Raw genomic sequence first — 23,980 nt, 5'->3', positions numbered from 1 at the left:
TTATGGAGAATATTTTTAGCAAAGATTCTGATATTGAACTTGTAGATATAGAAAATTCTATAAAAGGTAGTTACTTAGACTATTCTATGAGTGTTATTATAGGTCGTGCTTTGCCTGACGCAAGAGATGGTTTAAAGCCTGTTCATAGAAGAATTTTATATGCTATGCAAAATGATGAGGCAAAAAGTAGAACAGATTTTGTCAAATCAGCCCGTATAGTGGGTGCTGTTATAGGTCGTTATCATCCACATGGAGATACAGCAGTTTATGATGCTTTGGTTAGAATGGCTCAAGATTTTTCTATGAGATATCCAAGTATTACAGGACAAGGCAACTTTGGATCTATAGATGGTGATAGCGCTGCTGCGATGCGTTATACTGAAGCAAAAATGAGTAAACTTTCTCATGAGCTTTTAAAAGATATAGATAAAGATACGGTCGATTTTGTTCCAAATTATGATGGTTCAGAAAGTGAACCTGATGTCTTACCTTCTAGGGTTCCAAATTTATTATTAAATGGTTCAAGTGGTATAGCTGTAGGTATGGCGACAAACATCCCACCTCATAGTTTAAATGAGTTGATAGATGGACTTTTATATTTGCTTGATAGTAAAGATGTAAGCTTAGAAGAGATTATGCAGTTTATCAAAGGTCCAGATTTTCCAACAGGTGGAATAATTTATGGTAAAAAAGGTATTATAGAAGCTTATCGCACAGGGCGTGGTCGCGTGAAAGTGCGCGCTAAAACTCATATTGAAAAAAAGACAAATAAAGATGTTATTGTTATAGATGAGCTTCCTTATCAAACCAATAAAGCTAGGCTTATAGAGCAGATTGCAGAGCTTGTTAAAGAAAAGCAAATTGAAGGAATATCTGAAGTAAGAGATGAGAGCAATAAAGAAGGAATCCGCGTTGTTATAGAGCTTAAACGTGAGGCTATGAGTGAAATTGTTTTAAACAATCTATTTAAATCTACTACTATGGAAAGTACTTTTGGTGTGATTATGTTGGCAATTCACAATAAAGAACCTAAAATTTTCTCTTTGTTAGAACTTTTAAATCTTTTCTTAACCCATAGAAAAACAGTTATTATTAGAAGAACGATTTTTGAACTTCAAAAGGCAAGAGCAAGAGCTCATATTTTAGAAGGTCTTAAAATTGCACTTGATAATATAGATGAAGTGATTGCTTTAATTAAAAATAGTTCTGATAATAATACCGCAAGAGATTCTTTGGTAGCTAAATTTGGTCTTAGTGAGCTTCAAGCGAATGCTATTTTAGATATGAAACTTGGTCGTTTAACAGGACTTGAAAGAGAAAAAATCGAAAATGAACTTGCAGAATTAATGAAAGAAATTGCAAGACTTGAAGAAATTTTAAAAAGTGAAACCTTGCTTGAAAATTTAATTCGCGATGAATTAAAAGAAATTAGAAGTAAATTTGATGTGCCACGTATTACTCAAATTGAAGATGATTATGATGATATTGATATTGAAGATTTGATTCCTAATGAAAATATGGTTGTAACTATTACGCATCGTGGTTATATTAAGCGTGTGCCTAGTAAACAATATGAAAAGCAAAAACGAGGCGGAAAAGGAAAATTAGCCGTTACGACTTATGATGATGATTTTATAGAAAGTTTCTTTACGGCAAATACACATGATACACTTATGTTTGTAACAGATCGTGGACAGCTTTATTGGCTTAAAGTTTATAAAATTCCTGAAGGCTCAAGAACGGCCAAAGGAAAAGCAGTGGTAAATCTTATTAATTTACAAGCTGAAGAAAAAATCATGGCTATTATTCCAACCACGGATTTTGATGAGAGTAAATCTTTATGTTTCTTTACTAAAAATGGTATTGTAAAGCGTACAAATTTGAGTGAATATCAAAATATCAGAAGTGTAGGAGTTAGAGCGATCAACTTGGATGAAAATGATGAGTTGGTAACTGCTATTATTGTTCAAAGAGATGAAGATGAAATTTTTGCCACTGGTGGTGAAGAAAATTTAGAAAATCAAGAAATTGAAAATTTAGATGATGAAAATCTTGAAAATGAAGAAAGTGTAAGCACACAAGGTAAAATGCTCTTTGCAGTAACCAAAAAAGGTATGTGTATCAAATTCCCACTTGCTAAAGTGCGTGAAATCGGCCGTGTAAGTCGTGGGGTGACGGCTATTAAGTTTAAAGAGAAAAATGACGAATTAGTAGGTGCAGTTGTTATAGAAAATGATGAGCAAGAAATTTTAAGCATAAGTGCAAAAGGTATAGGAAAACGCACAAATGCTGGAGAATATAGATTACAAAGTAGAGGTGGTAAGGGTGTAATTTGTATGAAACTTACAGAAAAAACCAAAGATCTTATTAGCGTAGTTATAGTAGATGAAACTATGGATTTGATGGCTCTTACAAGTTCAGGCAAGATGATACGTGTTGATATGCAAAGCATTAGAAAAGCAGGGCGTAATACGAGTGGTGTCATTGTAGTTAATGTGGAAAATGACGAGGTGGTTAGCATCGCTAAGTGTCCTAAAGAGGAAAATGATGAGGATGAGTTAAGCGATGAAAACTTTGGTTTAGATTTGTAATAAGTTTAAAGTTGGAACGCTTATTGCTTTTTATTTTACTAATTACAATATTTTGAAGGTGTAAAAATGAAAAAAATTTATTTTATGCTAGCAATAGCAGGAATTTTCGCTGGTTGTGTATCAAGTGCAAACAGTGCAACTAAAAATTCAAGTGCAAATAGCACTGCCCCATCTCAAGATGTTATCGTGCAAAAAGTCGATAAAGATGATGTGCGTGATATTATCAGAGAAGAAAAAATGTTGGCTCCAGATGCTAGCGAAACGGAACTTAGTTTTACAGCAGTTGGTGAAGGGATTGCTCCGATGAATACAGTTTCTACTGCTCAAGCCCTAGCTTTAGCAAAAAGAGCAGCGATTACAGATGCTTACAGACAGCTTGCAAGTAAGCTTTATGGTGTGAAAGTGAATGGTAAAGACACCGTAAAAGATGCAATGCTTAGAAGTTCAACTATTACTGCGCAAGTAAATGGTTTGATAAAAAATGCAAGTATTATTGATCAGAATTTTAATCAAGGGCTTTATAGGGTAAACTTAGAACTTAAAATCGATGCAGACAAGTGGAAAGAATTGTTTGCTTATTAATCTTTCTTAGCTTTAAGCTTTTTGCCCAAGATGAATTTATTTTTTGGGCAGAGCTTTCTAGTAAAAATTTCATTCTCTTTCATCAAAATCAAAATTTATCCTTAGCAATGACGCAAAGCGAAAATGTTGAAGAACAATGGGTATGTGAAATTTCTTATAGTGATCAAGATTTAAAAGTTTTACCTCGAACTTCTTTAGGATTGATTGATGATAATATGCCAAAAACAATTAAATTTAATTTTTTAAATTCTCATAAAGATGAGTTAAGCGATTGCTTTATAGGGGCTAGAATCAGTGTTAAGGATATTGTTAATACTGACTTATTACGTGCTCAAAGTGAAACTTATGTTAAAATTTTACCCTTGCGTTTTACCGTGGAATTTGGCGAACAAAATGCGATAATTTATTATCTTAAAAAAAAGTAAATTCAAAATTAAGCGCAAATTGGATACTATAGTAGAAATTTTTTAAAAGGCTTAGGATGAATTTAGTCATAGTAGAAGATGATATTAATATGCGCAAATCCTTAGAAATTGCATTAGCAGAGTATGAAGAATTTAATATTAAATCTTATAAATCTGCTACTGAAGCTTTAAAAAAAATAGATGAGAATACAGATTTGATTATTACAGATATTAATATGCCAGGAATTGATGGTATAGAATTTGTTAAAGCCTGTGAAAATAAATATGATTTTATTATTATGACAGGAAATGCTACTTTAAGCCGTGCTATAGAAGCGGTTCGTTTGGGAGTAAAAGATTTTTTAACCAAGCCTTTTGATGTTGATACTTTAGTCGAGGCTATTAAGCGTGCTAAAATCATAAGAGAAAAAACAGCCGATAAAAAAAGCAAAAAAAATGAAAAAAAAGAAGAAAATAAAGATTTTTTTTCAACTTCTCCTAATTTAGAAAAAACATTAAATTTAAGTCAAAAAGCGGCTAAAACTGATGCCTCTGTAATGTTTTTTGGAGAGAGTGGAGTAGGAAAAGAGGTATTTTCTCGTTATATTCACACTCATTCTAAACGCTCTAATAAGCCTTTTGTTGCTATTAATATGGCAGCCATTCCTGCAAATTTGATTGAAAGTGAGCTTTTTGGTTTTGAAAAAGGTGCTTTTACTGATGCTAATGCAACTAAAATAGGGCTTTTTGAAATGGCTAATGAGGGCACTTTATTTTTAGATGAAATTGGCGAAATGCCTTATGAAATTCAAGCCAAACTTTTAAGAGCTTTGCAAGAAAAAGAAATTACGCGACTTGGAAGTACAAAAAGCATCAAAATAGATGTAAGAATTATCAGTGCAACTAATGCAAATTTGGATGAAAAAATAAAAAATGGCGAATTTCGTTCAGATTTATATTATCGTTTAAACACTGTTCCTATTAATATCCCGCCTTTAAGAGAGCGTAAAGAAGAAATTTTAGGTATAGCTCAAAAGGTTTTAGAAGATACTTGTAAAGAATATGATTTTAAGGAAAAACAGCTCAGTCAAGAAGCTAAAAATGCTTTACTTGAATATGATTTTCCTGGTAATATTAGAGAATTAATATCCGTTGTACAAAGAGCTTGTATTTTAAGTGAAAATGATGAAATTTCAAGTGAAGATTTGTTCTTAGAAGCTAGAAGTATAAAAAAAGATGTAAAGAATTTAGAAAAAGAATTGATTTGTGAAGTTCTTTTAAGTGTAGATTATGACAAGGATCAAGCTTCTCAAATTTTAGGTATGGATATAAAAATTTTAAATGAAAAAATTAAAAAATATCAAATAAAGGATAAGTAATGTCAAAAAAACAAAAAATAGCCATTGTGGGTGCTACTGGTGCGGTTGGGGAAGAGCTTTTAAATGTTTTAGATGAACTTGATTTCCCAGTGGAAAGTATTTTACCTTTAGCAAGTGCAAAAAGTGTAGGTAGTGAAGTAGAATTTAAAGGCAAAGCTTATAAAGTCAAAGAACTTACCGAAAATGTATTTAAAGAAAATCCTATTGATATTGCTTTTTTTAGCGCAGGTGGAAGTGTGAGTGAAAAATATGCTAAATTTGCAGTAGAATCAGGTGCTATTGTAATTGATAATACAAGTCATTTTAGAATGGAAAAAGATGTTCCTTTGGTGGTTCCTGAATGCAATCCTGAGGATATTAAAGATTGGAAAAAAACAGGGATTATTGCTAATCCAAATTGTTCTACTATACAAATGGTGCAAGTTTTAAAACCTTTAAATGATGCATTTAATTTAAAGCGTGTTGATGTAAGTACCTATCAGGCTGCAAGTGGAGCAGGAAAAGAAGGAATGCAAGAATTGGTTGAAGCCATGCAAAGTTTTTTTGCTTTTAAACTTGATGAATTTGAACCTCAAACTTTTCCTTATACTTTGGCACTTAATCTTATTCCACAAATTGATGTTTTTATGGATAATGATTACACTAAAGAAGAACTTAAAATGGTCAATGAAACTCAAAAAATTTTACATAAAAATTTAGAAGTTTCGGCAACTTGTGTAAGAGTGCCTGTTTTAAGAAGTCATAGCGAAGCCATTACTATGCATTTTGAAAAAGAAATAGATGTAAAAAAAGCTAAAGAAATTTTAGAAAAAGCACCAAGTGTTATTGTCATAGATGATCCTAAAAATAAAAAATACCCTATGCCCTTAATGACTAGCGATACTAATGAAACTTATGTAGGAAGAATTCGTGCTGATGTGTATGATAAAAAAATACTCCATCTTTGGTGTGTGGCGGATCAAATTCGTGTAGGTGCTGCAACAAATGCTGTGCGTATTGCGCAAAAATGGTTAGAATTAAAAAATAAATAAGGAAAAAAATGTTAGAGAAAATATTTGAATCTTTACTTGTTAGAAGTCGTATTGTTACAATTTTACCCGTAATTTTTGGTTTAATTGGAGCTTTTGTATTGTTTTTTATTGCAAGTTATGATGTTTTAAAAGTTATATTTTATACTTATAATTATTTTTTTGATGCAGGTTCTAATGTGGATTTGCATGAGGATGTGGTGGCTTTAATTATAGGAGCTGTTGATCTTTATCTTATGGCTTTAGTTTTGTTTATTTTTTCTTTTGGAGTTTATGAGCTTTTTATCAGCGAAATAGAAGAATTTAAACAAACAAAACAAAGCAAGGTTTTAGAGGTGCATAGCTTAGATCAATTAAAAGACAAGCTTGCAAAAGTTATCATTATGGTCTTAGTGGTAAATTTCTTTCAAAGGGTTTTACAGATGAAATTTGCTACTCCTGTGGATATGGCTTTTCTTGCTGGATCGATTTTAGCTCTTTGTGTAGGACTTTATTTTTTACACAAAGGTGGTCATTAACAAGGATTATCTTTTTTTGATATAATCGTTTTTTTGTGTTTAAAGAATAAAAATGAAAAAAATATTTTTAATTGGTATGATTTTAAATCATTTTGTTTTTGCAGCTCCGTTAGATGAAGTCTTTAAAGATATAGAAGTTTCAGGGACTGTTCGTTATCGCTATGATATTAAAAAAGAAAAAAAATACAACAAAAAAACACATAGATATCAAAATAAAACACAAACAGAAATTACAATAAAATAAGGAAAATCATGATTGCACGCTGGTTGTTTATTAGTTCAATATTTGTTGTTGCGCTTTTTGGTATTAACTTGAAATCATTTTTTACTTATACCTTTGATGCAAATAAGCAATATGATATGGAAAAAGCGAAGGCTTTGTATTTTCAAAATAAATGCAATACTTGCCATGGAGATAATGCTGAAAAGAGTGTTATAGGATCTAGAATTTTAAAAGATATGTCTCCTGAGGATATTAAAGGAGCTTTGATAGGTTATACTCTTGATAGTAGCAGTTCTACAACAGCTTCTCAAATGGCTTTTTATGCTAGAAATTTAAGCCACGAGGATATAGATAATATTATTGCTTATATTAAAGGTGGAAATTTTGCGCTTGATTTGCAAGTAAAAGATCTTCTTGAAGAAGAACCTGCGCAAAAAACAAAACATAATATATTTCTAAAATAAAATGTAAAAACTATAATTAAAAGGAATACTATGAAAAAACTAACTTTAACTTTAAGTGTTTTAACTATGGTAAATTGCTTATATGCTAAGGATATTAATATAGGAGTAGTTTTACCTTTAACTGGAACTGTGGCAGCTTATGGGCAAGATGTTTTTAACGGAATTGAACTGGCTAATAAGCTACAGCCAAAACTTTCAAATGGAGATGTTATTAAACTTATCACAATAGATACAAAAGGAGATAAGCTTGAAACTTCAAATGGAGTTAATCGTTTAATAGCAACAGATAAAGTCCTTGGGATTATTGGTGAAGCTACAACTCCAAATACCATTCAAGCTATTTCTATAGCAGAAGAGAAAAAAATTCCCCTAATAGCTCCAGTGGCATCTGGAGATAAATTGCTAGATAAAAAGAAATATGCAAGTAGAGTTTGTTTTAAAGATAGTTTTCAAGGAGATAAATTTGCTACTTATGTATCTAAGGATTTAGGACTTAAAAATGCTGTTATCATCATAGATCAAAGCAATGTTTATTCTTTAGGTTTGGCAAGAGCTTTTGAAAATTCTTTTAAGAATAATGGTGGGAAAATTATAAAAAAACTTGTTATTAATTCAGGAGATAAAGATTTTAGAGCTGTAGTTTCTCAACTTAAGAGTTTAAATCCTGATTTTGTTTATATGCCTATTTATCATCCTGAAGCTGCTTTAATTGCGAGACAAGCAAGACAAGTTGGTTTTGATAAACTTTTAGCAGCAGGAGATGGTGTTAATAATCAAACTTTTATAGATCTTGGCGGAAGTGCTGTTAATGGAGTAATTTTCACTGATAGTTTTGATTATAACAATCCATCTACACAATTAGGAAAAGATTTTGTTGCAGCTTATGAGAAAGTTAAAGGAACAAAAGAACTTCCAGCATTTTCGGCTATGGGGGCTGATGCGTATTTTGTAATGTTAAATGCTATGAATGCTTGCGTTGGTAATCTTAGCAGCGAATGTATTAATAGTAAAATTCATCAAACTAAAGATTTTCAAGCTGTTGGTGGTGTGATTAGCATAGATGAAAGCGGTAATGCCATTCGTTCTGTTGTGATTAAAGAAATTCAAAATCAAAAACAAAATTATAAAACAATTATAAATCCATAATTACTAAAATAAAGGTAGAGAATGAAAAAAAGTTTAATTTTAGCAAGTATTCTAAGTTTAAGTTTAAGTGCTGCGGAAGTCAAAATAGGAGTTGTTTTACCGCTTAGCGGAGCTACTGCAGCATATGGACAAAGTGCACTAGAAGGGATTAAACTTGCAAATTCAATGCAATCAGCTTTAAGTAATGGAGATAAGGTTTCTCTTACTATTATTGATACTAAAGGTGATAAATTAGAATCTTCGAGTGGAGCAAATCGTTTAGTTTCTCAAGATAAAGTTATAGGCCTTATAGGGGAAATGGTTACTGCTAATACATTGCAAGTTATGCGCGTAGCAGAAGATAATAAAATTCCATTGATCGCTCCTGCTGCAACTGGTGATAGATTACTTGATAAAAAAATATATTCTTCTCGAGTATGTTTTATGGACAGTTTTCAAGGTTCATCTTTAGCAAAATATGTTTTTTCAAAACTTAATTACAAAAGTGCTGTTATTGTAGTAGATCAAAGCACTGACTATTCCTTAGGTTTAGCAAAAGCTTTTGAAAAACAGTACAAGTCTAATGGTGGTCAAATTCTTAGAATTTTAAGAGTTAATTCAGGTGATAAAGATTTTAGAGCTATTGTAGCTCAAGTTAAAAGTTTAAATCCAGAATTTATTTTTTTACCGCTTTATTATAGCGAAGCTTCTTTATTTGCAAGACAATCAAAACTCGCAGGTTTAAATATTCCTATGGGTTCTGCAGATGGAGTTGCTGATCAAACTTTTATTAGTTTAGCTGGAGATGCAAGCGAGGGGTATATTTTCACAGATAGTTTTGATGCTAATAATCCAACTACAAAATTAAGCAAAGAATTTATCAGTGTTTATGAAAAAGCTAAAGGAACAAAAGAAGTTCCAAATTTTTCGGCTATGGGTGCTGATGCGTATTTTGTAATGCTAAATGCTATGAATGCTTGCGTTGAAAATCTTACTAGTAAGTGTGTCAATGAAAAAATTCACCAAACTAAAAATTATCAAGGTGTTTCTGGTGTTATCAGTATTGATCAAACAGGAAATGCAACTCGTTCTGTAGTGGTTAAAGAAATTAAAAATCAGAAGCAAAATTATAAAGATATTATCAATCCTTAAAGGAAAAATAGAAAGATTATGGATTCTACTTTATTTTTACAACAACTTGTTAATGGACTTAGTTTGGGCAGTATGTATGCCCTTATTGCTGTTGGCTATACTATGGTTTATGGCGTGTTAAGACTTATTAATTTTGCTCACGGCGATATTATGATGGTTGGTGCTTATGCGGCTCTTTTTTGCATGACTAATCTAAATGTTCCTTTTCTAGGAGCTTTGTCTTTAGCAATGATTTTTGCTGCTTGTGTTGGAATAGCTACAGATAGAATCGCTTATAAACCTTTAAGACAGGCTCCTAGAATTTCATTGTTGATTACAGCAATCGGTATTAGTTTTTTCTTGCAAAATCTTTTTAATATGCTTTTTACTTCAACACCTAGAACTTTTACACCACCAAGTTATTTTGAGGAAAGTGTTAATTTTGGTGGAGTGATAACAACTTATGGTTCTTTAATGGTTCCTGCTCTTACATTTGTTATTTTAATAGCAGTGTTATGGATTTTGTATAAAAGCAAATATGGTATAGCTATTCGTGCTTTGGCATTTGATATACAAACAGTAAATTTAATGGGTATAGATGCAAATCGTATTATTGCTATAGTTTTTGCCCTAGGTTCAGCTTTGGCAGCAGTTGGGGGTGTTTTTTGGGCTGCAAATTATTACTCTGTTGAACCTACTATGGGAACTTTAATAGGTTTAAAAGCTTTTGCTGCTGCAGTTTTAGGAGGTATAGGTTCTGTAGTAGGTGCAGTTTTGGGTGGACTTATTATAGGATTTACTGAAGTTGTTGTTGTGGCTTTTTTTCCAGATTTATCAGGCTTTAAAGATGCATTTGCTTTTATTTTTTTGGTGTTTATATTGTTATTTAGGCCTACGGGAATTTTAGGTATAAATTTTGAAAAGAGTAGGTTTTAATGATGGTTAGAATTAAGGTTTCACATTTAATCTTTTTAATTGCTTCAATTATTTTTATTTTCATTTCTCCTTATATTTTTGGGGATTATGGATTAAACATTGTTAATCAAATTGCTATTTTTATTATTTTGGCTGTGAGTTACAATCTTATTAATGGTGTAACTGGACAATTTTCACTAGAACCCAATGGATTTGTTGCGATTGGTGCTTATGCGGCTGCTTTAGTTCTTTTAAGTGCTGATGCAAAAAATGATCAGTTTTTTTTAGATGGTCCTAGTTCTTTTATTTTAGCTATCCATTCAAATTCCTTTATTCTAGCTTTAATTGTGGCTGGAATTTGTTCATCTTTACTTGCCCTGATTTTGGCTTTTGCTGTATTTCGCGTGAGAGGGGATTATTTGGCTATTGTAACTTTAGGCTTTGGAATAATTATTAAAATAGCTGCTATTAATTTTCCTTCTATTACTAATGGCTCAAGAGGGCTGGTAGATATTCCACAATTTTCCACGATCTATTGGACAGGTGGTATTGCTATTGTAGCGGTTATTTTAATTTTAAATATAGTTTATTCTAAATATGGTCGTGCAATGAAGGCTATAAGAGATGATGAAGATGCTGCAAGCGCTATGGGAATAAATACTTTTTGGATAAAAACTTTAGCTTTTAGCACTTCAGCATTTTTAGAAGGTGTAGGTGGCGGACTTTTAGCTTGTCTGTTGACTACCGTATCTCCAACTCAATTTGATTTTTTACTTACTTTTCAGCTTTTGATTATTATTGTTTTAGGTGGACTTGGTTCTACTACAGGTGCTATTATAGGTGCGATATTGGTTATTGGTGGAAGTGAGTGGCTTAGATTTTTAGATGAGTTAAATATAAAAATAGATTCTTTAAATCTTGATATCCAATCAACGCCAGGGCTTAGAATGGTTGTTTTTTCTATTGTTCTGATTTTAGTAATGCTTTTTGCAAGAAAAGGCATAATGGGTTATTATGAGTTGAGTGATGTGATTAGAGGGATTAAAAAGCGTTTTAAAAGGAGCAAAAAATGATTTTGGAATTAAAACAAATTTCAAAAAGTTTTGGTAGTGTTAAGGCTATTAATGAAACTTCTTTTAAAATCAATGAGGGTGAAATTTTTGCTTTAATTGGACCTAATGGGGCTGGCAAAACAACTCTTTTTAATATTATAACAGGTAACTATAAACCTAGTTCAGGTTCGGTTGAATTTCTAGGAGAAAGAATTGATCACTTAAAACCTCATAAGATTGTGCATTTAGGAATAGCTAGAACATTTCAAAATATTAGGCTTTTTTCAAGCATGAATGTGCTTGAAAATGTTCTTATTGGTTTTAATAAACAAATGAAATATAATATTTTTGAAGCCTTTTTGCATTTAGGGCGTTTTGGAAAAATAGAACAAGTATTTAAAGAGAAGGCTTATGCAATATTAGAAGAACTTGGTATTGCAGAATTTGCCTATGAAAAGGCTACTAGCTTGAGTTATGGACAACAAAGAAAAGTTGAGATTGCAAGAGCAATGGCTACTCAACCAAGATTATTATTGCTTGATGAGCCAGCCGCTGGGATGAATAGCTCTGAGAGTGATGAACTTGCTGAGCTCATTTTTAAATTACGAAAAGATTATAAAATTAGCGTTTTGCTTATAGAACATGATATGAAATTTGTAAATAAATTGTGTGATCGCGTATTGGTACTTGATTATGGAAAAACAATTTTTGAAGGTAAACTTTGCGATGCTGTAAATCATAAAGAAGTAATTGCTGCGTATTTAGGGGATTTTGATGCTAATAGTTAAAGATTTGCATGTTTATTATGGATTAATTGAAGCTGTTAAAGGGATTGATTTTAAAGTGGAAACAGGTCATATTGTTTCTCTTATAGGTTCAAATGGAGCAGGTAAAACTTCAACTTTAAATGCGCTTTTAAACTCAGTTAAAAGAACTGGTGAGGTTAATTTCTTAGGTTATGATACTAAAAGGCATTTAACTCATACTTTAGTTCAAAAAGGTATAGCTTTAGTTCCTGAAGGAAGGCGTGTTTTTATTAATTTAAGCGTAGAGGAAAATTTAAAAATAGGTGCTTTTAATAATGCTGAAAATTATGAGCATTTAAGAGAGCAAATGTATAAACTTTTTCCAAGACTTGCAAGTAAAAAGCATGCTTTAGCTGGAACATTGAGTGGAGGGGAAGCGCAAATGCTTGCGATTTCAAGGGCTTTAATGAGTGAACCAAAACTTTTGATGTTGGATGAGCCTTCTTTGGGACTTGCTCCAAAGATTGTGGGTGAAGTTTTTGATATTATTGTGCGTTTAAAAGAAGAGGGTATAACTATTCTTTTGGTAGAGCAAAATGCTTATTCTGCATTAAAAATAAGTGATTATGCTTATGTTTTGGAAAATGGTCGCATTGTAATGGAAAACGAGGCTAAAAATTTAATAGGTGATGATGAGATTAGAAAGAAATATTTAGGGCTTTAAAATTTAAAGGAAAAAGAATGAAAAATATAATAAAAAGCATAGGGGATTTAAGAGTTTCGGTTGTATTGTTTTTGCTTTTTGCGCTTTTTTGTGCTTTGGCAACTTTTATTGAAAGTGCTTATGGAACTCCTACGGCTTGGGCAATGGTTTATGATACTTTTTGGTTTGAATATATACAACTTTTACTTGGTATTAATTTACTATGCGGGATGTTTCGTTATAAAATGTTTGGGCTTAAAAAATTACCTTTAATGATTTTTCATATTTCTTTTTTATTTATTTTAGTGGGTTCTGCAATGACAAGATATGCTGGTTTTGAAGGTATTTTACCTATTAGAGAGCATACTCAAAATTCACTTATAGAAAGTTCTAAGACTTCTTTGCGTATTTCTGCTATAAAAGATGGAGAACGCTATAGTGCGGTTAATGATCGTTATATAGGAAATTTGCCTTTTGCTAATTCTTTTAAACTAAAACTTAATTTAGGTGATGATCAAGCTGTATTAAAATATAAAGATTTAATCTTAAATGCTCATTATACTTATAAAGAAAATAATAATTCTGATCCTTTATTGGTTTTGATGCTTTCTCAAAAAGGATCTCAAGGTGTTGATGTTAAATTTGAAAAAGGTGAAGTTAAGAATATAGAAGGGGTTAACTTTGCTTTTATGAATGATAATGTTAAAGCACCTTTTGTAAAAATTGATGAAAATTTAACTTTAAGTTCAAGTGAAAACTTACATTTTCTAAGTATGCTAGATGGACAAAATTTAGACCTTAAAATTGGAGAAAAGGCAAATGCTAAGGAAAGAAGACTCTATGAAATTAATGATATCAGCTTTGTAGTTAAAGCTGCTTCTTTGCACGCGCAAGAAGCTTTAGAAGGTTCCAATAGACCTCAAGATGAAAGTTTTTGGTTATGGTTTAAATCTGCTTGGTTAGAAGTGGGTAGAACTATGTTGATTTCTACTTTTGGCGAGCCTCAAAATTGGAAAAATTCTTTATTATTGCATTTTAAAGATTTTGCCTTAAGCAATGAGAATAAAAACTTAGAATTAACTGGCTCTAATGCTTTGAAATTAGAATTAAGCTATAAAAATGAAAATAAAGAATTTTATATTTTTGAATATAATAAACCTATTATGATAGAACTTGCAGATCAAAAATTCTTTATTTCTTGGGCACTTTCTTATGAACAATTGCCTTTTGATATTTATTTAAGAGATTTTGTATTAGATCGTTATCCAGGTTCTATGTCTCCAGCTTCTTATGCAAGTGAAATTACCGTAAAAAATAATAATGAAAATTTTGATTATAGAATTTTTATGAATAATGTTTTAGATTATGATGGCTATAGATTTTATCAAAGTTCTTATGATCAAGATGAAAAAGGGACTGTTTTATCTGTAAATAAAGATCCGGGCAAAATACCAACTTATATAGGTTATTTTCTGCTTTGTCTTGGAATGTTTATGAATTTTTTAAATCCACATTCTAGATTTAGAACTTTGGCAAGATTAATTAATAAAGACACTTTAAAACATACAAGTGTGATTATTTTTATTTTATTGTTATCTTTTGGTTCTGAAAAGACTTTTGCTCAAGATTTAAATTCGACCTTACCTGTGGTAAATACTAATCATGCTAAAGCTCTTGCCACTTTAATAGTTCAAAAATCAGCAGATGGAAGAATGGTGCCTTTTGATACGCTATCAAGAGAAATTTTAGAAAAAATTCATCAAAGTGATAGCTATAAGGGTCAAAATTCTAACGCTGTTATGCTTTCCATGCTCGTTGATGTAGATAAATGGCAAATGGAACCTTTTATTTTAATGCCACAAAATCAAGCAGTTCGTGATGCTATTGCAAATATTTTAGAAATTCCTAGTGCTAAATATATTTCTTATAAAGATTTCTTTGATGAGAATAACCGATATAAACTTCAAAAATATGTTGAAAATGCAAATCGTAAAAACCCAAATGCAAGAGGAGTTTTTGATAAGGAAATTATAAAACTAGATGAAAGAGCTAATGTTGTAAATTTAGTTTTTAGTGGTGAATTATTTAAATTTATTCCTGTTCAAAATAATCCAAATAATGTTTGGCTTGCACCTTTTTCTGCTGTAACTACTCTTAAGGGGGATGAAGGGCATATTGTTTTGGCTTTAATACAGAATTATTTTAGTGCCGTGGAAAATGCTTTTAAAGATGGTAATTGGATTAGAGCTGATGAAGGCTTGAAATTTATCAAAGAATATCAAGAAAAAATAGGATATAAAGTCATGCCTAGTAAAACCAAGGTTGAAATGGAAATTTTTTCTAATAAGGCTGAAATTTTCGTTAAACTCGCTCCTGTATATTTAATTGCGGGTTTTTTACTCTTGATTCTTGTTTTTTCTAAAATGGTCGTACCGAATTTAAAAATCTCTTTTATATTTAAAGTGGTATATGTTTTAAATGTTTTAGCTTTTGTAATTCATACAGTAGGTCTTGGACTTCGTGCTTATTTATCAGGTCATGCTCCATGGAGTAATGGCTATGAAAGTATGGTGTATATAGCTTGGGCATTGTCTTTGTCGGGTATATTTTTCTCCAGAAAAAGTCCTATAGCCTTGTCATTAACTTCTATTTTATCTGGTGTTGTATTAATGGTTGCGCATTTAAGTGAAATGAATCCGCAAATTACAAATCTTGTTCCTGTGCTTAATTCTTATTGGCTTAGTATTCATGTATCTGTTATTACTGCTAGTTATGGATTTTTAGGACTTTGTGCCTTACTTGGTATCTTTACATTGTTCTTGATGTGTTTTCTTAAGAAAGATGGAAAATATAATCTTAATATTTTGAGAAATATTACAGAGGCTACAAGAATTAATGAAATGGCAATGATTTTTGGACTTTGTTTGCTTACTGTAGGAAATTTTTTAGGAGCAATTTGGGCAAATGAAAGTTGGGGGAGATATTGGAGTTGGGATTCTAAGGAAACTTGGGCTTTAGTTAGCATTTTGGTTTATGCAGCAATTTTGCATCTTAGAATGATTCCAAAATATTGTAATCAATTTGTGTTTGCTTTATGGAGTATGTTTGCTTATTGGGTTATTATTATGACTTATTTTGGAGTAAATTACTTTTTAACAGGACTTCATTCTTACGCTGCAGGCGAAGCGGCTCAAATTCCTAATTATGTTTATTGGGGATTTGCATTGATGGTGGTTTTAGCTTTTTTTGCAAGAAGGAAGCGAAATTTTGTGGGCAAACTTTAAATGAACCATATTTTTTTGGTTATTTTTTGTGCTGCTTTAGCGCTTTTATTGTTTTTAGGCGTGATTGCTTATCTTATTACAAGTGATGGCAAAAAAACAATTAAAAAGCAAAAAACTAGCCAAAAGCAGCATGTAGCTGAAAAGACTAAAAAATTTGATACAGACTTAGATAAAATGATAATTGCTGCTTCCGATGTTAAATTAACGGATATTGAATTAAAAGAACTTGCCAAACTTTATGTGCAGACACATAAACTTGGTTCAAAAACTTCTAAAGAATTAGATGAAGCAGCAAAAAAGAAACTAGAATTTGTTTCTGCTTTGGCTGCAAATATTAATGCAAGTGCACAAACAGTAAGTTACTTAAATAAAGAACTTAAGAAAATTTCTGGATCTTACAAAAAAGAAATTGATGCTTACGAGCATATGGGATTAGCTAAAAGAAAAATTAAAGAAGATAAATAATATGGTGCGCTCAAGAGGATTCGAACCTCTGGCCTTTTGAACCGCAATCAAATGCTCTATCCAGCTGAGCTATGAGCGCAAAAATAAGTTAAAATTATATATAAATATTCTTAAAATAAGCAAAATTTTGCTTATTTTGTTTGTTTTTTAGCTTTTTTACCTTCATCTAAATCAAATTCTTTAGTCTTTTTTGAATAATAAAATATAAAACCTACAATCAAAATACAGCAAATCAAAGAAAAAATATAAAGTGTACCATAAGGGCTATCTTTGAAAAAAAGATTATTAGTATTCATTCCAAAAAATCCTACGATCAAATTTAAAGGCAAGAAAATAGAAGAAAGTATACTTAAAAGATAAATACTTTTATTCATTTTTTCATTTTTAATTGCATTTGTTAATGTATAAAGAGTATCAATTCTTGCTAGATGTTCTTTGGTGTTTTTACTTAAGATGCTGATGGATAAATTTAAAATTTTTAAATGTTTTTTATATTGTGCTTGTTCACTAAGCAAAAGATTGAAAGCTTCGCTTAGAAGATTAATTTGCTTTAGATTTTTGTTGATTTTTTGTCTTAACACAAAGGATTTTTTGTAAAAATTTTTAACAAAACCACCTTTTAAGATAATACCTTCTTTGTGTTCTAAAAGGTTTTGAAAATGAGTATTTTGTACTTTAAAATCTTCTAAAATGGATTTAATAAAATTTGAAAATTCTTCTATGCTAGAAAGCTTAAATTCTCCATCTTGAAGTTTATAAATTTTTTCATCGTTAAAAAGCCAAGTTTCCAAATTTAATCCCACATAAACAAAAATTTTTTGTCCATAAATTTCACTATAAAAAGTTTCTAAATTCTTTGCTTGTAGGATTTTTTTTAGATTTTCGTGTAGTTCTAGCATTTTATTTGCCTCTTAAGTGATAAAAATTTCTTTTAAATTGCGTAAAAGAATTGTTCAAAATTGCTTCACGCATCTTTCTTGCAAGTTCAAGATAATAATGTAGATTGTGCAGACTTGCCAAACGAAAAAAAGTAAGTTCTTTAGCTTTAAAAAGATGGTTTAAATAACCCCTTGAAAAATTACGACAAGTATAACATGAGCAAGTAGAATCTATAACTTCATGATCGTTGATAAATTCTGCTTTTTTGATATTAAATTTTCCAAAACTTGTGAAAAATGTTCCATTTCTTGCATTTCTAGTTGGCATCACACAGTCAAACATATCTACTCCTCGCTCAACATTTTCTACTAAATCTTCAGGCGTTCCTACGCCCATTAAATATCTTGGACGATTTTCATCTAGATAAGGGTTTAAGTTTTGGACTGTTTCGTACATCAAGGCGTTTTCTTCGCCCACGCTAAGCCCACCTATAGCTAAACCATCAAATGGCATTTCATTTAAACTTAAAGCGCAACGCTTTCTTTCTTCATAATCTGTACCACCTTGGATAATACCAAAAATATTTTGCCCTATACCTATACCTTTATTTTGCATATTTTTATGATAAGTAATAGCCTCTTTTGCCCAAAGTATAGTGCGATCAACAGAAATTTTAACTCTTTCTTTGGTTGCGGGTAGGGCTACTAAATCATCTAAAATCATCATAATATCAGAATTAAAATCATATTGAGTATCTAAAACACTTTTTGGAGTAAAAAGATGACGACTTCCATCAATGTGACTTTTAAATTCTATGCCTTCATTAAAATGTTTGGAATTTTTACTTAAAGAAAAAGCTTGAAAACCACCACTATCGGTTAAAAAACTTCTATCAAATTTCGTAAATCCATGTAAACCTCCAAAATCTTTTACTACTTTGGAAGTTGGACGCAAGTACATGTGATAGGTATTTGCTAAAATAATTTTTGCATCAAGCTCATTTTTCATATCATTAGCATCAAGACTTTTAACCGCTCCTACTGTGCCAACAGGCATAAAAACAGGGGTTAAAAAAGTGCTGTGTGCGGTAGTGATTTCACAAACCCTTGCCATTCCATCTTTATGCTTTAATTTAAATTCCATTTGTTATAATTTCCTTTTTGGAGTTTAAAATGAATAATATTTTAATTATAATAGATGGTATTTTAGCAAAGCATTTCTTAGAAAGGCTTTGTTTTGAAAAAGGCTTAGGTTACTTTTTTACAGTAGTGTGTCAAAATAGTGAAAAAAATAACTTAAATATTTCTAGTGAGTATATTGACTTGCATTATTTTGATCCTACAAGCACAGCGCGTCTTGAAAATATTATAAGTAAAGATTTTAAACAGGCTTTTATTTATATGCAAGATGAATTTGAAACTAAAAAAAGTTATGAGGCTTTGCGTTCTTTAAATCCAAATTTAGAAATAGAAATAATGGATTTTTGGGGGTTAAGTGTTAATGATACTCATGCAAATTTAGCTGATGCTAGAATGACTTTAAGCCGTAGATTTATGGATTTTTTACCAGATATTGCTTTAACAGCTCAGTATATAGGACTTGGGGTTGGAGAGATTATGGAAGTAAAAATTCCAGCAGGGTCTATTTTTGCTTATAGGCACATAAGTTCAATACAACAAAAAAGGTGGCGCATAGTCCTTATTTATAGAAATTCTAAGATTTATTTTGTAAAACCATCTTTTGTTTTAGAGCCAAATGATAGCATTTTGATCGTTGGAGATCCTGTTGTTTTACAAAGTATTTTTCATAATATAAGAGGCAAAGCAGGGCAATTTCCTATGCCTTTTGGAAGTAATGTTTTTGCTTTAATTGATATGAAAAATATGAATCAAAATATGCAAGAAAGAGTGCTTGATACTACTTTAAAATTAACTCAAAAAAGCAATGCAAAAAGATTTTTTATACATGTTATCAATCCTAAATTAGGGGTAATGTATGAAAAATTAAAAAAACTTTCTGAGGATAAAGAAGGTGTGTTTTTTGATTATTTCAACACGGATTTTAAACAAATTTCCATGTGGTTGCAAAATAATGATATAGGATTAGTTGTAACTGATATAAAAAATTTTGAGAAAGAAAAACAAGCTTTTTTTGATTTAAAAATTCCTATTATGAAGGTGGGCGAAGCTTCTTTTGATGAGCTTAAAGAAGCGATTATTTTAAGTGCTGATGAGAGTGAACTTGAAAACAATGCAAATGTCATTACTGATTTAAGTAAACAGCTTGATTTTGGAGTTATTTTATATTATTATAATCCAAATTCTCAAAATACTACAGATATGGAGGAGTATTTTAGAAGTTTATCTAAGCTTTATGATAAAAATATACAAATTATTAATAAAAATGATGAAAACCCTCTTTTAAATTTGCAATATCGCGAAGATTTGTTACAATTTGTGAGTTTTCAAAAAGAATTACTAAATAGAGATTTTGCCAGAAATTTAAGTACAAATTTAAATAGGCATTATTACAAAATGAGACAAAATTACCAACTTTTCATACCAGTAGAATAAATAATTAATTAAATGTGATAAAATAAATGCAAAAAGAGTAGTTCAATGCAAGTAGAAGTTAAGTTAAAAGAAAATGCTTATAAGGTTTATATTGATGAACTTGAAGAATTAGAATTTGATAGTAAGGTTTTTATACTTTCAAATCCTAAGATTTCAGGTCTTCATTTGAAAACATTACTTTCTAAAATTAAGGCAAAAGAAATTTTTATTGCCACTGTAAAAGATGGTGAAGAATATAAAAATTTAAGCACCATGGAAGAAATTTTAAACCAAATGTTTAATTCTAAATTGGATAGAAAAAGCGTACTTATAAGTTTTGGTGGTGGCGTGATTAGTGATATGGGCGGATTTGCTGCTAGTATTTATCAAAGAGGTATTGATTTTATAAATATTCCTACTACACTTTTAGCTTGTGTTGATGCAGCAGTAGGTGGAAAAACAGGTGTTAATAATAATTTTGGTAAAAATCTTATTGGCACTTTTTATCAACCTAAAGCTGTATATTGTGAGAGTTTTTTTTTAAAGACTTTGAGCTCTAGAGAACTTGCTGCAGGCATGGCTGAATTTATTAAAATGGCAGCAATGTTTGATTATAGTATACTTGATTTTATAGAAAAAATTGATGAAAAAAGTTTCTTAAATGCTACTTGTGAGAATGAAATTTTTACTCAAATTATAGCAAAAAGCATAGAGCTTAAATCAAGGGTTGTTGAACAAGATGAAAAAGAATCAAGGCTTAGAATGCTTTTAAATTATGGTCATACTTTTGCTCATGTTATAGAAAATTTTACAGATTATAAGCTTTATTTACACGGAGAAGCGGTGGCTATAGGTATGGTTATGGCAAATCAATTGGCTTTAAATTTAGGGCTTTTGGATAAAATGCAAAGTCAAAGAATAAAAGATATTTTACTTAAATTCGGTTTGCCAATATCATATAAAATCAACAATGTAGATGAATTTTATGAAGCTTTTTTCATGGATAAAAAAAGCTCTAATAAAAAAATCAATTTTGTTCTTGCTAGTCCTTTGGGTAAGGGTTTGATAAAAGGTGATATTTCTAAAGAAGATATAATTGCAACTTTAAGAGAATTCCAATGAAAAAAATTATTATTTTAACCTTTTTTGTTGTTTTTGCTTTTGGTGATGTAAATCGGACTATTATTAATAATATAAATGAGAAAATTAATACTTTAAATACTGTAATCAGTGCTAGTATTTGGAATATACGTTATGAAAATTTTATAAAATATCAAGATATAAATGATGAATTAATCATTTTAAATCTTAATTTAAAAAAGACTTCCGATATTCATCAACAAGAAGAACTTAAACGCAAGATAGCAAATTTAGAAGAGCAATTGAACTTGCTTAAAGAATATAAAGATTTAAATTTTGCACAAAGTCTTAGTGCCCCTGATAATATAGAAACTTTATCTAAGCTTACTAATCCTTTGGCTATTATAGGAGCTTTTTCTCATATTAAGAAATTAAAAGGAGAAAAGGAAGAGTATATATTTAAATTTAATGATTTTAAAAATTTAGTAGATAAAATCAGGGAAAAAAACTCAGAACTTAAGGAATTAGTTGAGCTTAAACCAAGTGTTGAGAATATAGAAGCTTTAAAAGCTTCGGATAAAAAGCTGGAAGAATTTGAGCAAGCTTTAAATTTTGCTAGTGTTTCTTATTCTGTTTATGAGAAAAAAATTGATGAAGAGCTTTCTCGAGTAAGTGCTGAGATTAAAGTTCAAAGCTTAAGGGCTGTAAATATACTTGTTGCTATTGTTATTGTTATAGCTATAGCTTTTATGTTGAAATTTATTGCTAAAAAATACATTAAGGATAGTGAAAGATATTATACTGCTACGAAGATTATTAATTTTATTAATATAAATATTATTTTTCTTATTTTGCTCTTTGCTTATATAGAAAATATTACTTATCTTGTAACTATACTTGGTTTTGCCTCTGCGGGCTTAGCTATTGCTATGAAAGATATGTTTATGTCTATGCTTGGATGGTGTGTGATTATTTTTGGCGGAAGTTTTAGAGTAGGGGATCGTGTAAAAGTTTTTCAAAACGATACTGCCTATATAGGAGATATTATAGACATTTCTTTTTTACGCATTACTCTTTATGAAGAGCTTACGCTTGAAACTTATAATAAAAATCGTCGTAGTGGGCGTATTATATTTATTCCTAATAACTATGTTTTTACAAATTTGCTTGCTAATTATACCCATCATGGTATGAAAACCGTGCTTGATGGCATTGATATAAGTGTTACTTTTGATAGCAATCTTGATAAGGCGCAAGAAATTGTAGAAAATATTGTTACACGCCATGCCAAAGGTTATACTGAGCTTGCTAGAAAAAATATAGCTCGTTTACAACATGAATATAGTATTAAAAATCCTAAAGTGGAGCCAAGGTTTTTTATGTTTTTTGAACATTGGGGAATGAGAATTTCTGCATGGTATATGACTAATGCTTATGCGGCTTTGGTATTAAGAAGTACGATTAGCAAAGAGATTATAAAAGAATTTAATAAGCATAAAGATATAAAAATTGCTTATCCATCGCAAAATTTATATTTAGGAAATTTAAATCAAAATCATTTTGAACAACATCATGAAAATATGTATTTTCATGCAAGGAATAAGGATTGAAAGAAAAAGTTTTTTTTAAAACCTTTGGGTGTCGTACAAATATTTATGATACAGAGCTTTTAAAAAGTTATGTAAAAGATTATGAGATTATAAATGATGAGAATAAAGCACAAATTATCGTTGTAAATTCTTGCACGGTTACAAATGGAGCTGATAGCGGGATAAAGTCTTATGTAAATACCATGCAAAAAAAAGGCATTAAAGTTATACTTACAGGTTGTGGTGCTGTAAGCAAAGGTAAGGAGCTTTTAGATAAAAAGCAAGTTTTTGGAGTGCTTGGAGCGTCAAATAAAGATAAAATCAATGAATTTTTAGGAGCAAAGACAAGTTTTTATGAACTTGGAAATTTAAATTTTATTGATAAAGATATAGTTTGTGAGTATGAAAATCATACCAAAGCTTTTGTGAAAATTCAAGAAGGTTGTGATTTTGCTTGTTCTTATTGTATTATTCCTAGCGTGAGGGGAAAATCAAGAAGTGTGGATGAAAAAGCTCTTTTAAAACAGGTTGAAATTTTGGGAGCTAATGGTTATAGTGAAATTGTTTTAACAGGGACTAATATAGGTTCATATGGGCTTAAAAATGGCACAACCCTAGGCAAGCTTTTGCAAAAAATGGGACAAATTTTAGGTATAAAACGCATAAGGCTAGGTAGTTTAGAACCTGCACAGCTTGATGAAAGTTTTTTAGAAATCTTAGATGAAGCTTGGCTTGAAAGGCATTTACATATTGCATTGCAACATACAAGTGAAAAAATGCTTCGTATAATGAGAAGAAGATCACATACGGATAATGATTTAAAGCTTTTTAATACTATAGCAAGCAAAGGATATGCTTTAGGGACGGATTTTATAGTAGCTCATCCAGGCGAGAGTGAAGAGCTATGGCAAGAAGCTTTAAGAAATTTTAAAGAATTTCCACTCACTCATATCCATGCTTTTATTTTTAGCCCTAGAAACAACACGCATTCTACTACCATGAAAGATGTGATAAATGGAACTTTAGCTAAAGAAAGGCTAAACACTTTAAAATCCATAGTAGAAAAAAATAATTATGAATTTAGGAAAAAAAATCAAGTTTCACTTGAAGTTTTGGTAGAAAATCAAAAAGATGGTTTTTTTGAGGGTTATGATCAGTTTTTTAATAAGATCAAAATTAAAAGTGATAAAGATATAGCTAAAGAATGGATCGTTATATCTGAATATGAAGTACAAGAAAAGTCTAACTTTGCAAATTTAAAAGGCTAGAT

Annotated in this window: 22 protein-coding genes and 1 tRNA gene; 20 read left to right on the top strand and 3 right to left on the bottom strand. The window is 30.4% G+C overall.

Features of this window, described 5'->3' with window-relative positions; translation table 11 throughout:
• Positions 1-2 precede the first annotated feature (2 nt).
• From gyrA to AJ882_RS03400, 16 genes are all read left to right on the top strand, one after another.
• Positions 3-2,591 (top strand): DNA topoisomerase (ATP-hydrolyzing) subunit A, encoded by a 2,589-nt coding sequence (gene gyrA, locus AJ882_RS03475; RefSeq protein WP_011049870.1) that lies wholly within the window; start codon positions 3-5, stop codon positions 2,589-2,591.
• A 66-nt stretch (positions 2,592-2,657) separates the two neighbouring features.
• Positions 2,658-3,173, top strand: a complete 516-nt coding sequence (flgP, locus tag AJ882_RS03470; RefSeq protein WP_002859181.1) for a flagellar assembly lipoprotein FlgP — start codon at positions 2,658-2,660, stop codon at positions 3,171-3,173.
• Positions 3,149-3,598, top strand: coding sequence for a flagellar assembly protein FlgQ (gene flgQ / locus AJ882_RS03465; RefSeq protein ID WP_002852929.1), 450 nt, complete (start codon positions 3,149-3,151; stop codon positions 3,596-3,598). The genes flgP and flgQ overlap by 25 nt, the downstream gene beginning before the upstream one ends.
• A gap of 56 nt (positions 3,599-3,654) precedes the next feature.
• Positions 3,655-4,956, top strand: a complete 1,302-nt coding sequence (gene flgR, locus AJ882_RS03460; protein ID WP_002867162.1) for a fla regulon two-component system response regulator — start codon at positions 3,655-3,657, stop codon at positions 4,954-4,956.
• Positions 4,956-5,987, top strand: a complete 1,032-nt coding sequence (locus AJ882_RS03455; RefSeq protein ID WP_002859182.1) for an aspartate-semialdehyde dehydrogenase — start codon at positions 4,956-4,958, stop codon at positions 5,985-5,987. Before flgR ends, AJ882_RS03455 begins: the two co-directional genes overlap by 1 nt.
• A gap of 8 nt (positions 5,988-5,995) precedes the next feature.
• The gene (locus tag AJ882_RS03450) at positions 5,996-6,502 is read left to right on the top strand and encodes a YqhA family protein (protein WP_002852919.1); all 507 of its coding nucleotides are present in this window, start codon (positions 5,996-5,998) and stop codon (positions 6,500-6,502) included.
• A gap of 52 nt (positions 6,503-6,554) precedes the next feature.
• Complete coding sequence (locus AJ882_RS03445; protein WP_002853004.1) at positions 6,555-6,746, top strand: mini-MOMP protein; 192 nt, start codon at positions 6,555-6,557, stop codon at positions 6,744-6,746.
• Positions 6,747-6,754: 8 nt separating this feature from the next.
• Positions 6,755-7,189, top strand: a complete 435-nt coding sequence (locus tag AJ882_RS03440; protein WP_002853050.1) for a c-type cytochrome — start codon at positions 6,755-6,757, stop codon at positions 7,187-7,189.
• Positions 7,190-7,219: 30 nt separating this feature from the next.
• Positions 7,220-8,335 (top strand): ABC transporter substrate-binding protein, encoded by a 1,116-nt coding sequence (locus AJ882_RS03435; protein WP_014517259.1) that lies wholly within the window; start codon positions 7,220-7,222, stop codon positions 8,333-8,335.
• Positions 8,336-8,356: 21 nt separating this feature from the next.
• Complete coding sequence (locus tag AJ882_RS03430) at positions 8,357-9,466, top strand: ABC transporter substrate-binding protein (RefSeq protein ID WP_002888256.1); 1,110 nt, start codon at positions 8,357-8,359, stop codon at positions 9,464-9,466.
• A gap of 18 nt (positions 9,467-9,484) precedes the next feature.
• Positions 9,485-10,381: a branched-chain amino acid ABC transporter permease gene (locus AJ882_RS03425; RefSeq protein ID WP_002852952.1), complete on the top strand. Its 897-nt coding sequence runs from the start codon at positions 9,485-9,487 to the stop codon at positions 10,379-10,381.
• A complete protein-coding gene (locus AJ882_RS03420; protein ID WP_002853049.1) occupies positions 10,381-11,433 on the top strand; it encodes a branched-chain amino acid ABC transporter permease in 1,053 nt (350 codons plus the stop codon). The genes AJ882_RS03425 and AJ882_RS03420 overlap by 1 nt, the downstream gene beginning before the upstream one ends.
• Positions 11,430-12,200, top strand: coding sequence for an ABC transporter ATP-binding protein (locus tag AJ882_RS03415; protein WP_002853599.1), 771 nt, complete (start codon positions 11,430-11,432; stop codon positions 12,198-12,200). Before AJ882_RS03420 ends, AJ882_RS03415 begins: the two co-directional genes overlap by 4 nt.
• Positions 12,187-12,882: an ABC transporter ATP-binding protein gene (locus AJ882_RS03410; protein ID WP_002852965.1), complete on the top strand. Its 696-nt coding sequence runs from the start codon at positions 12,187-12,189 to the stop codon at positions 12,880-12,882. Before AJ882_RS03415 ends, AJ882_RS03410 begins: the two co-directional genes overlap by 14 nt.
• Positions 12,883-12,899: 17 nt before the next feature.
• The gene (gene ccsA / locus AJ882_RS03405) at positions 12,900-16,145 is read left to right on the top strand and encodes a cytochrome c biogenesis protein (RefSeq protein ID WP_002888253.1); all 3,246 of its coding nucleotides are present in this window, start codon (positions 12,900-12,902) and stop codon (positions 16,143-16,145) included.
• Between the two features lie 15 nt (positions 16,146-16,160).
• Entirely contained in the window at positions 16,161-16,610 is a 450-nt protein-coding gene (locus tag AJ882_RS03400) for a hypothetical protein (RefSeq protein ID WP_014517258.1), read from the top strand.
• A gap of 2 nt (positions 16,611-16,612) precedes the next feature.
• On the opposite strand, the gene AJ882_RS03395 is transcribed toward AJ882_RS03400, so the two are convergent.
• The 3 genes from AJ882_RS03395 to tgt form a co-directional block, all read right to left on the bottom strand.
• Positions 16,613-16,689 (bottom strand) — tRNA-Arg (locus AJ882_RS03395).
• 52 nt (positions 16,690-16,741) lie between these two features.
• Positions 16,742-17,509, bottom strand: a complete 768-nt coding sequence (locus tag AJ882_RS03390) for a magnesium transporter CorA family protein (RefSeq protein ID WP_002852995.1) — start codon at positions 17,507-17,509, stop codon at positions 16,742-16,744.
• Position 17,510: 1 nt separating this feature from the next.
• The gene (gene tgt, locus AJ882_RS03385; protein ID WP_002853029.1) at positions 17,511-18,632 is read right to left on the bottom strand and encodes a tRNA guanosine(34) transglycosylase Tgt; all 1,122 of its coding nucleotides are present in this window, start codon (positions 18,630-18,632) and stop codon (positions 17,511-17,513) included.
• A 29-nt stretch (positions 18,633-18,661) separates the two neighbouring features.
• On the opposite strand from tgt, the gene AJ882_RS03380 reads away from it, so the two are divergent.
• Genes AJ882_RS03380 through mtaB form a run of 4 tightly spaced genes read left to right on the top strand, consistent with a single transcriptional unit; the run spans position 18,662 to position 23,978 of the window.
• Positions 18,662-20,062 carry a COG3400 family protein gene (locus AJ882_RS03380; RefSeq protein WP_002908687.1) on the top strand — a complete coding sequence of 467 codons (1,401 nt, stop codon included), beginning with the start codon at positions 18,662-18,664 and terminating at the stop codon, positions 20,060-20,062.
• A 45-nt stretch (positions 20,063-20,107) separates the two neighbouring features.
• A complete protein-coding gene (gene aroB / locus AJ882_RS03375; protein WP_002852978.1) occupies positions 20,108-21,163 on the top strand; it encodes a 3-dehydroquinate synthase in 1,056 nt (351 codons plus the stop codon).
• Complete coding sequence (locus tag AJ882_RS03370) at positions 21,160-22,731, top strand: mechanosensitive ion channel family protein (protein WP_002890021.1); 1,572 nt, start codon at positions 21,160-21,162, stop codon at positions 22,729-22,731. The genes aroB and AJ882_RS03370 overlap by 4 nt, the downstream gene beginning before the upstream one ends.
• Positions 22,728-23,978 (top strand): tRNA (N(6)-L-threonylcarbamoyladenosine(37)-C(2))-methylthiotransferase MtaB, encoded by a 1,251-nt coding sequence (gene mtaB, locus AJ882_RS03365; protein WP_004308487.1) that lies wholly within the window; start codon positions 22,728-22,730, stop codon positions 23,976-23,978. The genes AJ882_RS03370 and mtaB overlap by 4 nt, the downstream gene beginning before the upstream one ends.
• The last annotated feature ends 2 nt before the right edge of the window (positions 23,979-23,980 follow it).

This window comes from Campylobacter sp. BCW_6461, from assembly GCF_001762735.1.
Taxonomy (GTDB): domain Bacteria; phylum Campylobacterota; class Campylobacteria; order Campylobacterales; family Campylobacteraceae; genus Campylobacter_D; species Campylobacter_D jejuni.
Note: the sequence above shows the minus strand (reverse complement) of the source record. Positions and strands in the feature narration are given on the sequence as shown.

Bases quoted from the DNA above. Each gene is read 5' to 3' on its own strand.
- aroB (WP_002852978.1), top strand. From the start codon at position 20,108: ATGCAAGTAGAAGTTAAGTTAAAAGAAAATGCTTATAAGGTTTATATT.
- AJ882_RS03380 (WP_002908687.1), top strand. From the start codon at position 18,662: ATGAATAATATTTTAATTATAATAGATGGTATTTTAGCAAAGCATTTC.
- AJ882_RS03440 (WP_002853050.1), top strand. From the start codon at position 6,755: ATGATTGCACGCTGGTTGTTTATTAGTTCAATATTTGTTGTTGCGCTT.
- AJ882_RS03390 (WP_002852995.1), bottom strand. From the start codon at position 17,509: ATGCTAGAACTACACGAAAATCTAAAAAAAATCCTACAAGCAAAGAAT.
- AJ882_RS03420 (WP_002853049.1), top strand. From the start codon at position 10,381: ATGATGGTTAGAATTAAGGTTTCACATTTAATCTTTTTAATTGCTTCA.
- AJ882_RS03455 (WP_002859182.1), top strand. From the start codon at position 4,956: ATGTCAAAAAAACAAAAAATAGCCATTGTGGGTGCTACTGGTGCGGTT.
- AJ882_RS03370 (WP_002890021.1), top strand. From the start codon at position 21,160: ATGAAAAAAATTATTATTTTAACCTTTTTTGTTGTTTTTGCTTTTGGT.
- AJ882_RS03415 (WP_002853599.1), top strand. From the start codon at position 11,430: ATGATTTTGGAATTAAAACAAATTTCAAAAAGTTTTGGTAGTGTTAAG.
- AJ882_RS03445 (WP_002853004.1), top strand. From the start codon at position 6,555: ATGAAAAAAATATTTTTAATTGGTATGATTTTAAATCATTTTGTTTTT.
- ccsA (WP_002888253.1), top strand. From the start codon at position 12,900: ATGAAAAATATAATAAAAAGCATAGGGGATTTAAGAGTTTCGGTTGTA.
- AJ882_RS03425 (WP_002852952.1), top strand. From the start codon at position 9,485: ATGGATTCTACTTTATTTTTACAACAACTTGTTAATGGACTTAGTTTG.
- flgR (WP_002867162.1), top strand. From the start codon at position 3,655: ATGAATTTAGTCATAGTAGAAGATGATATTAATATGCGCAAATCCTTA.
- flgP (WP_002859181.1), top strand. From the start codon at position 2,658: ATGAAAAAAATTTATTTTATGCTAGCAATAGCAGGAATTTTCGCTGGT.
- tgt (WP_002853029.1), bottom strand. From the start codon at position 18,632: ATGGAATTTAAATTAAAGCATAAAGATGGAATGGCAAGGGTTTGTGAA.
- AJ882_RS03410 (WP_002852965.1), top strand. From the start codon at position 12,187: ATGCTAATAGTTAAAGATTTGCATGTTTATTATGGATTAATTGAAGCT.
- AJ882_RS03450 (WP_002852919.1), top strand. From the start codon at position 5,996: ATGTTAGAGAAAATATTTGAATCTTTACTTGTTAGAAGTCGTATTGTT.
- gyrA (WP_011049870.1), top strand. From the start codon at position 3: ATGGAGAATATTTTTAGCAAAGATTCTGATATTGAACTTGTAGATATA.
- AJ882_RS03430 (WP_002888256.1), top strand. From the start codon at position 8,357: ATGAAAAAAAGTTTAATTTTAGCAAGTATTCTAAGTTTAAGTTTAAGT.
- AJ882_RS03435 (WP_014517259.1), top strand. From the start codon at position 7,220: ATGAAAAAACTAACTTTAACTTTAAGTGTTTTAACTATGGTAAATTGC.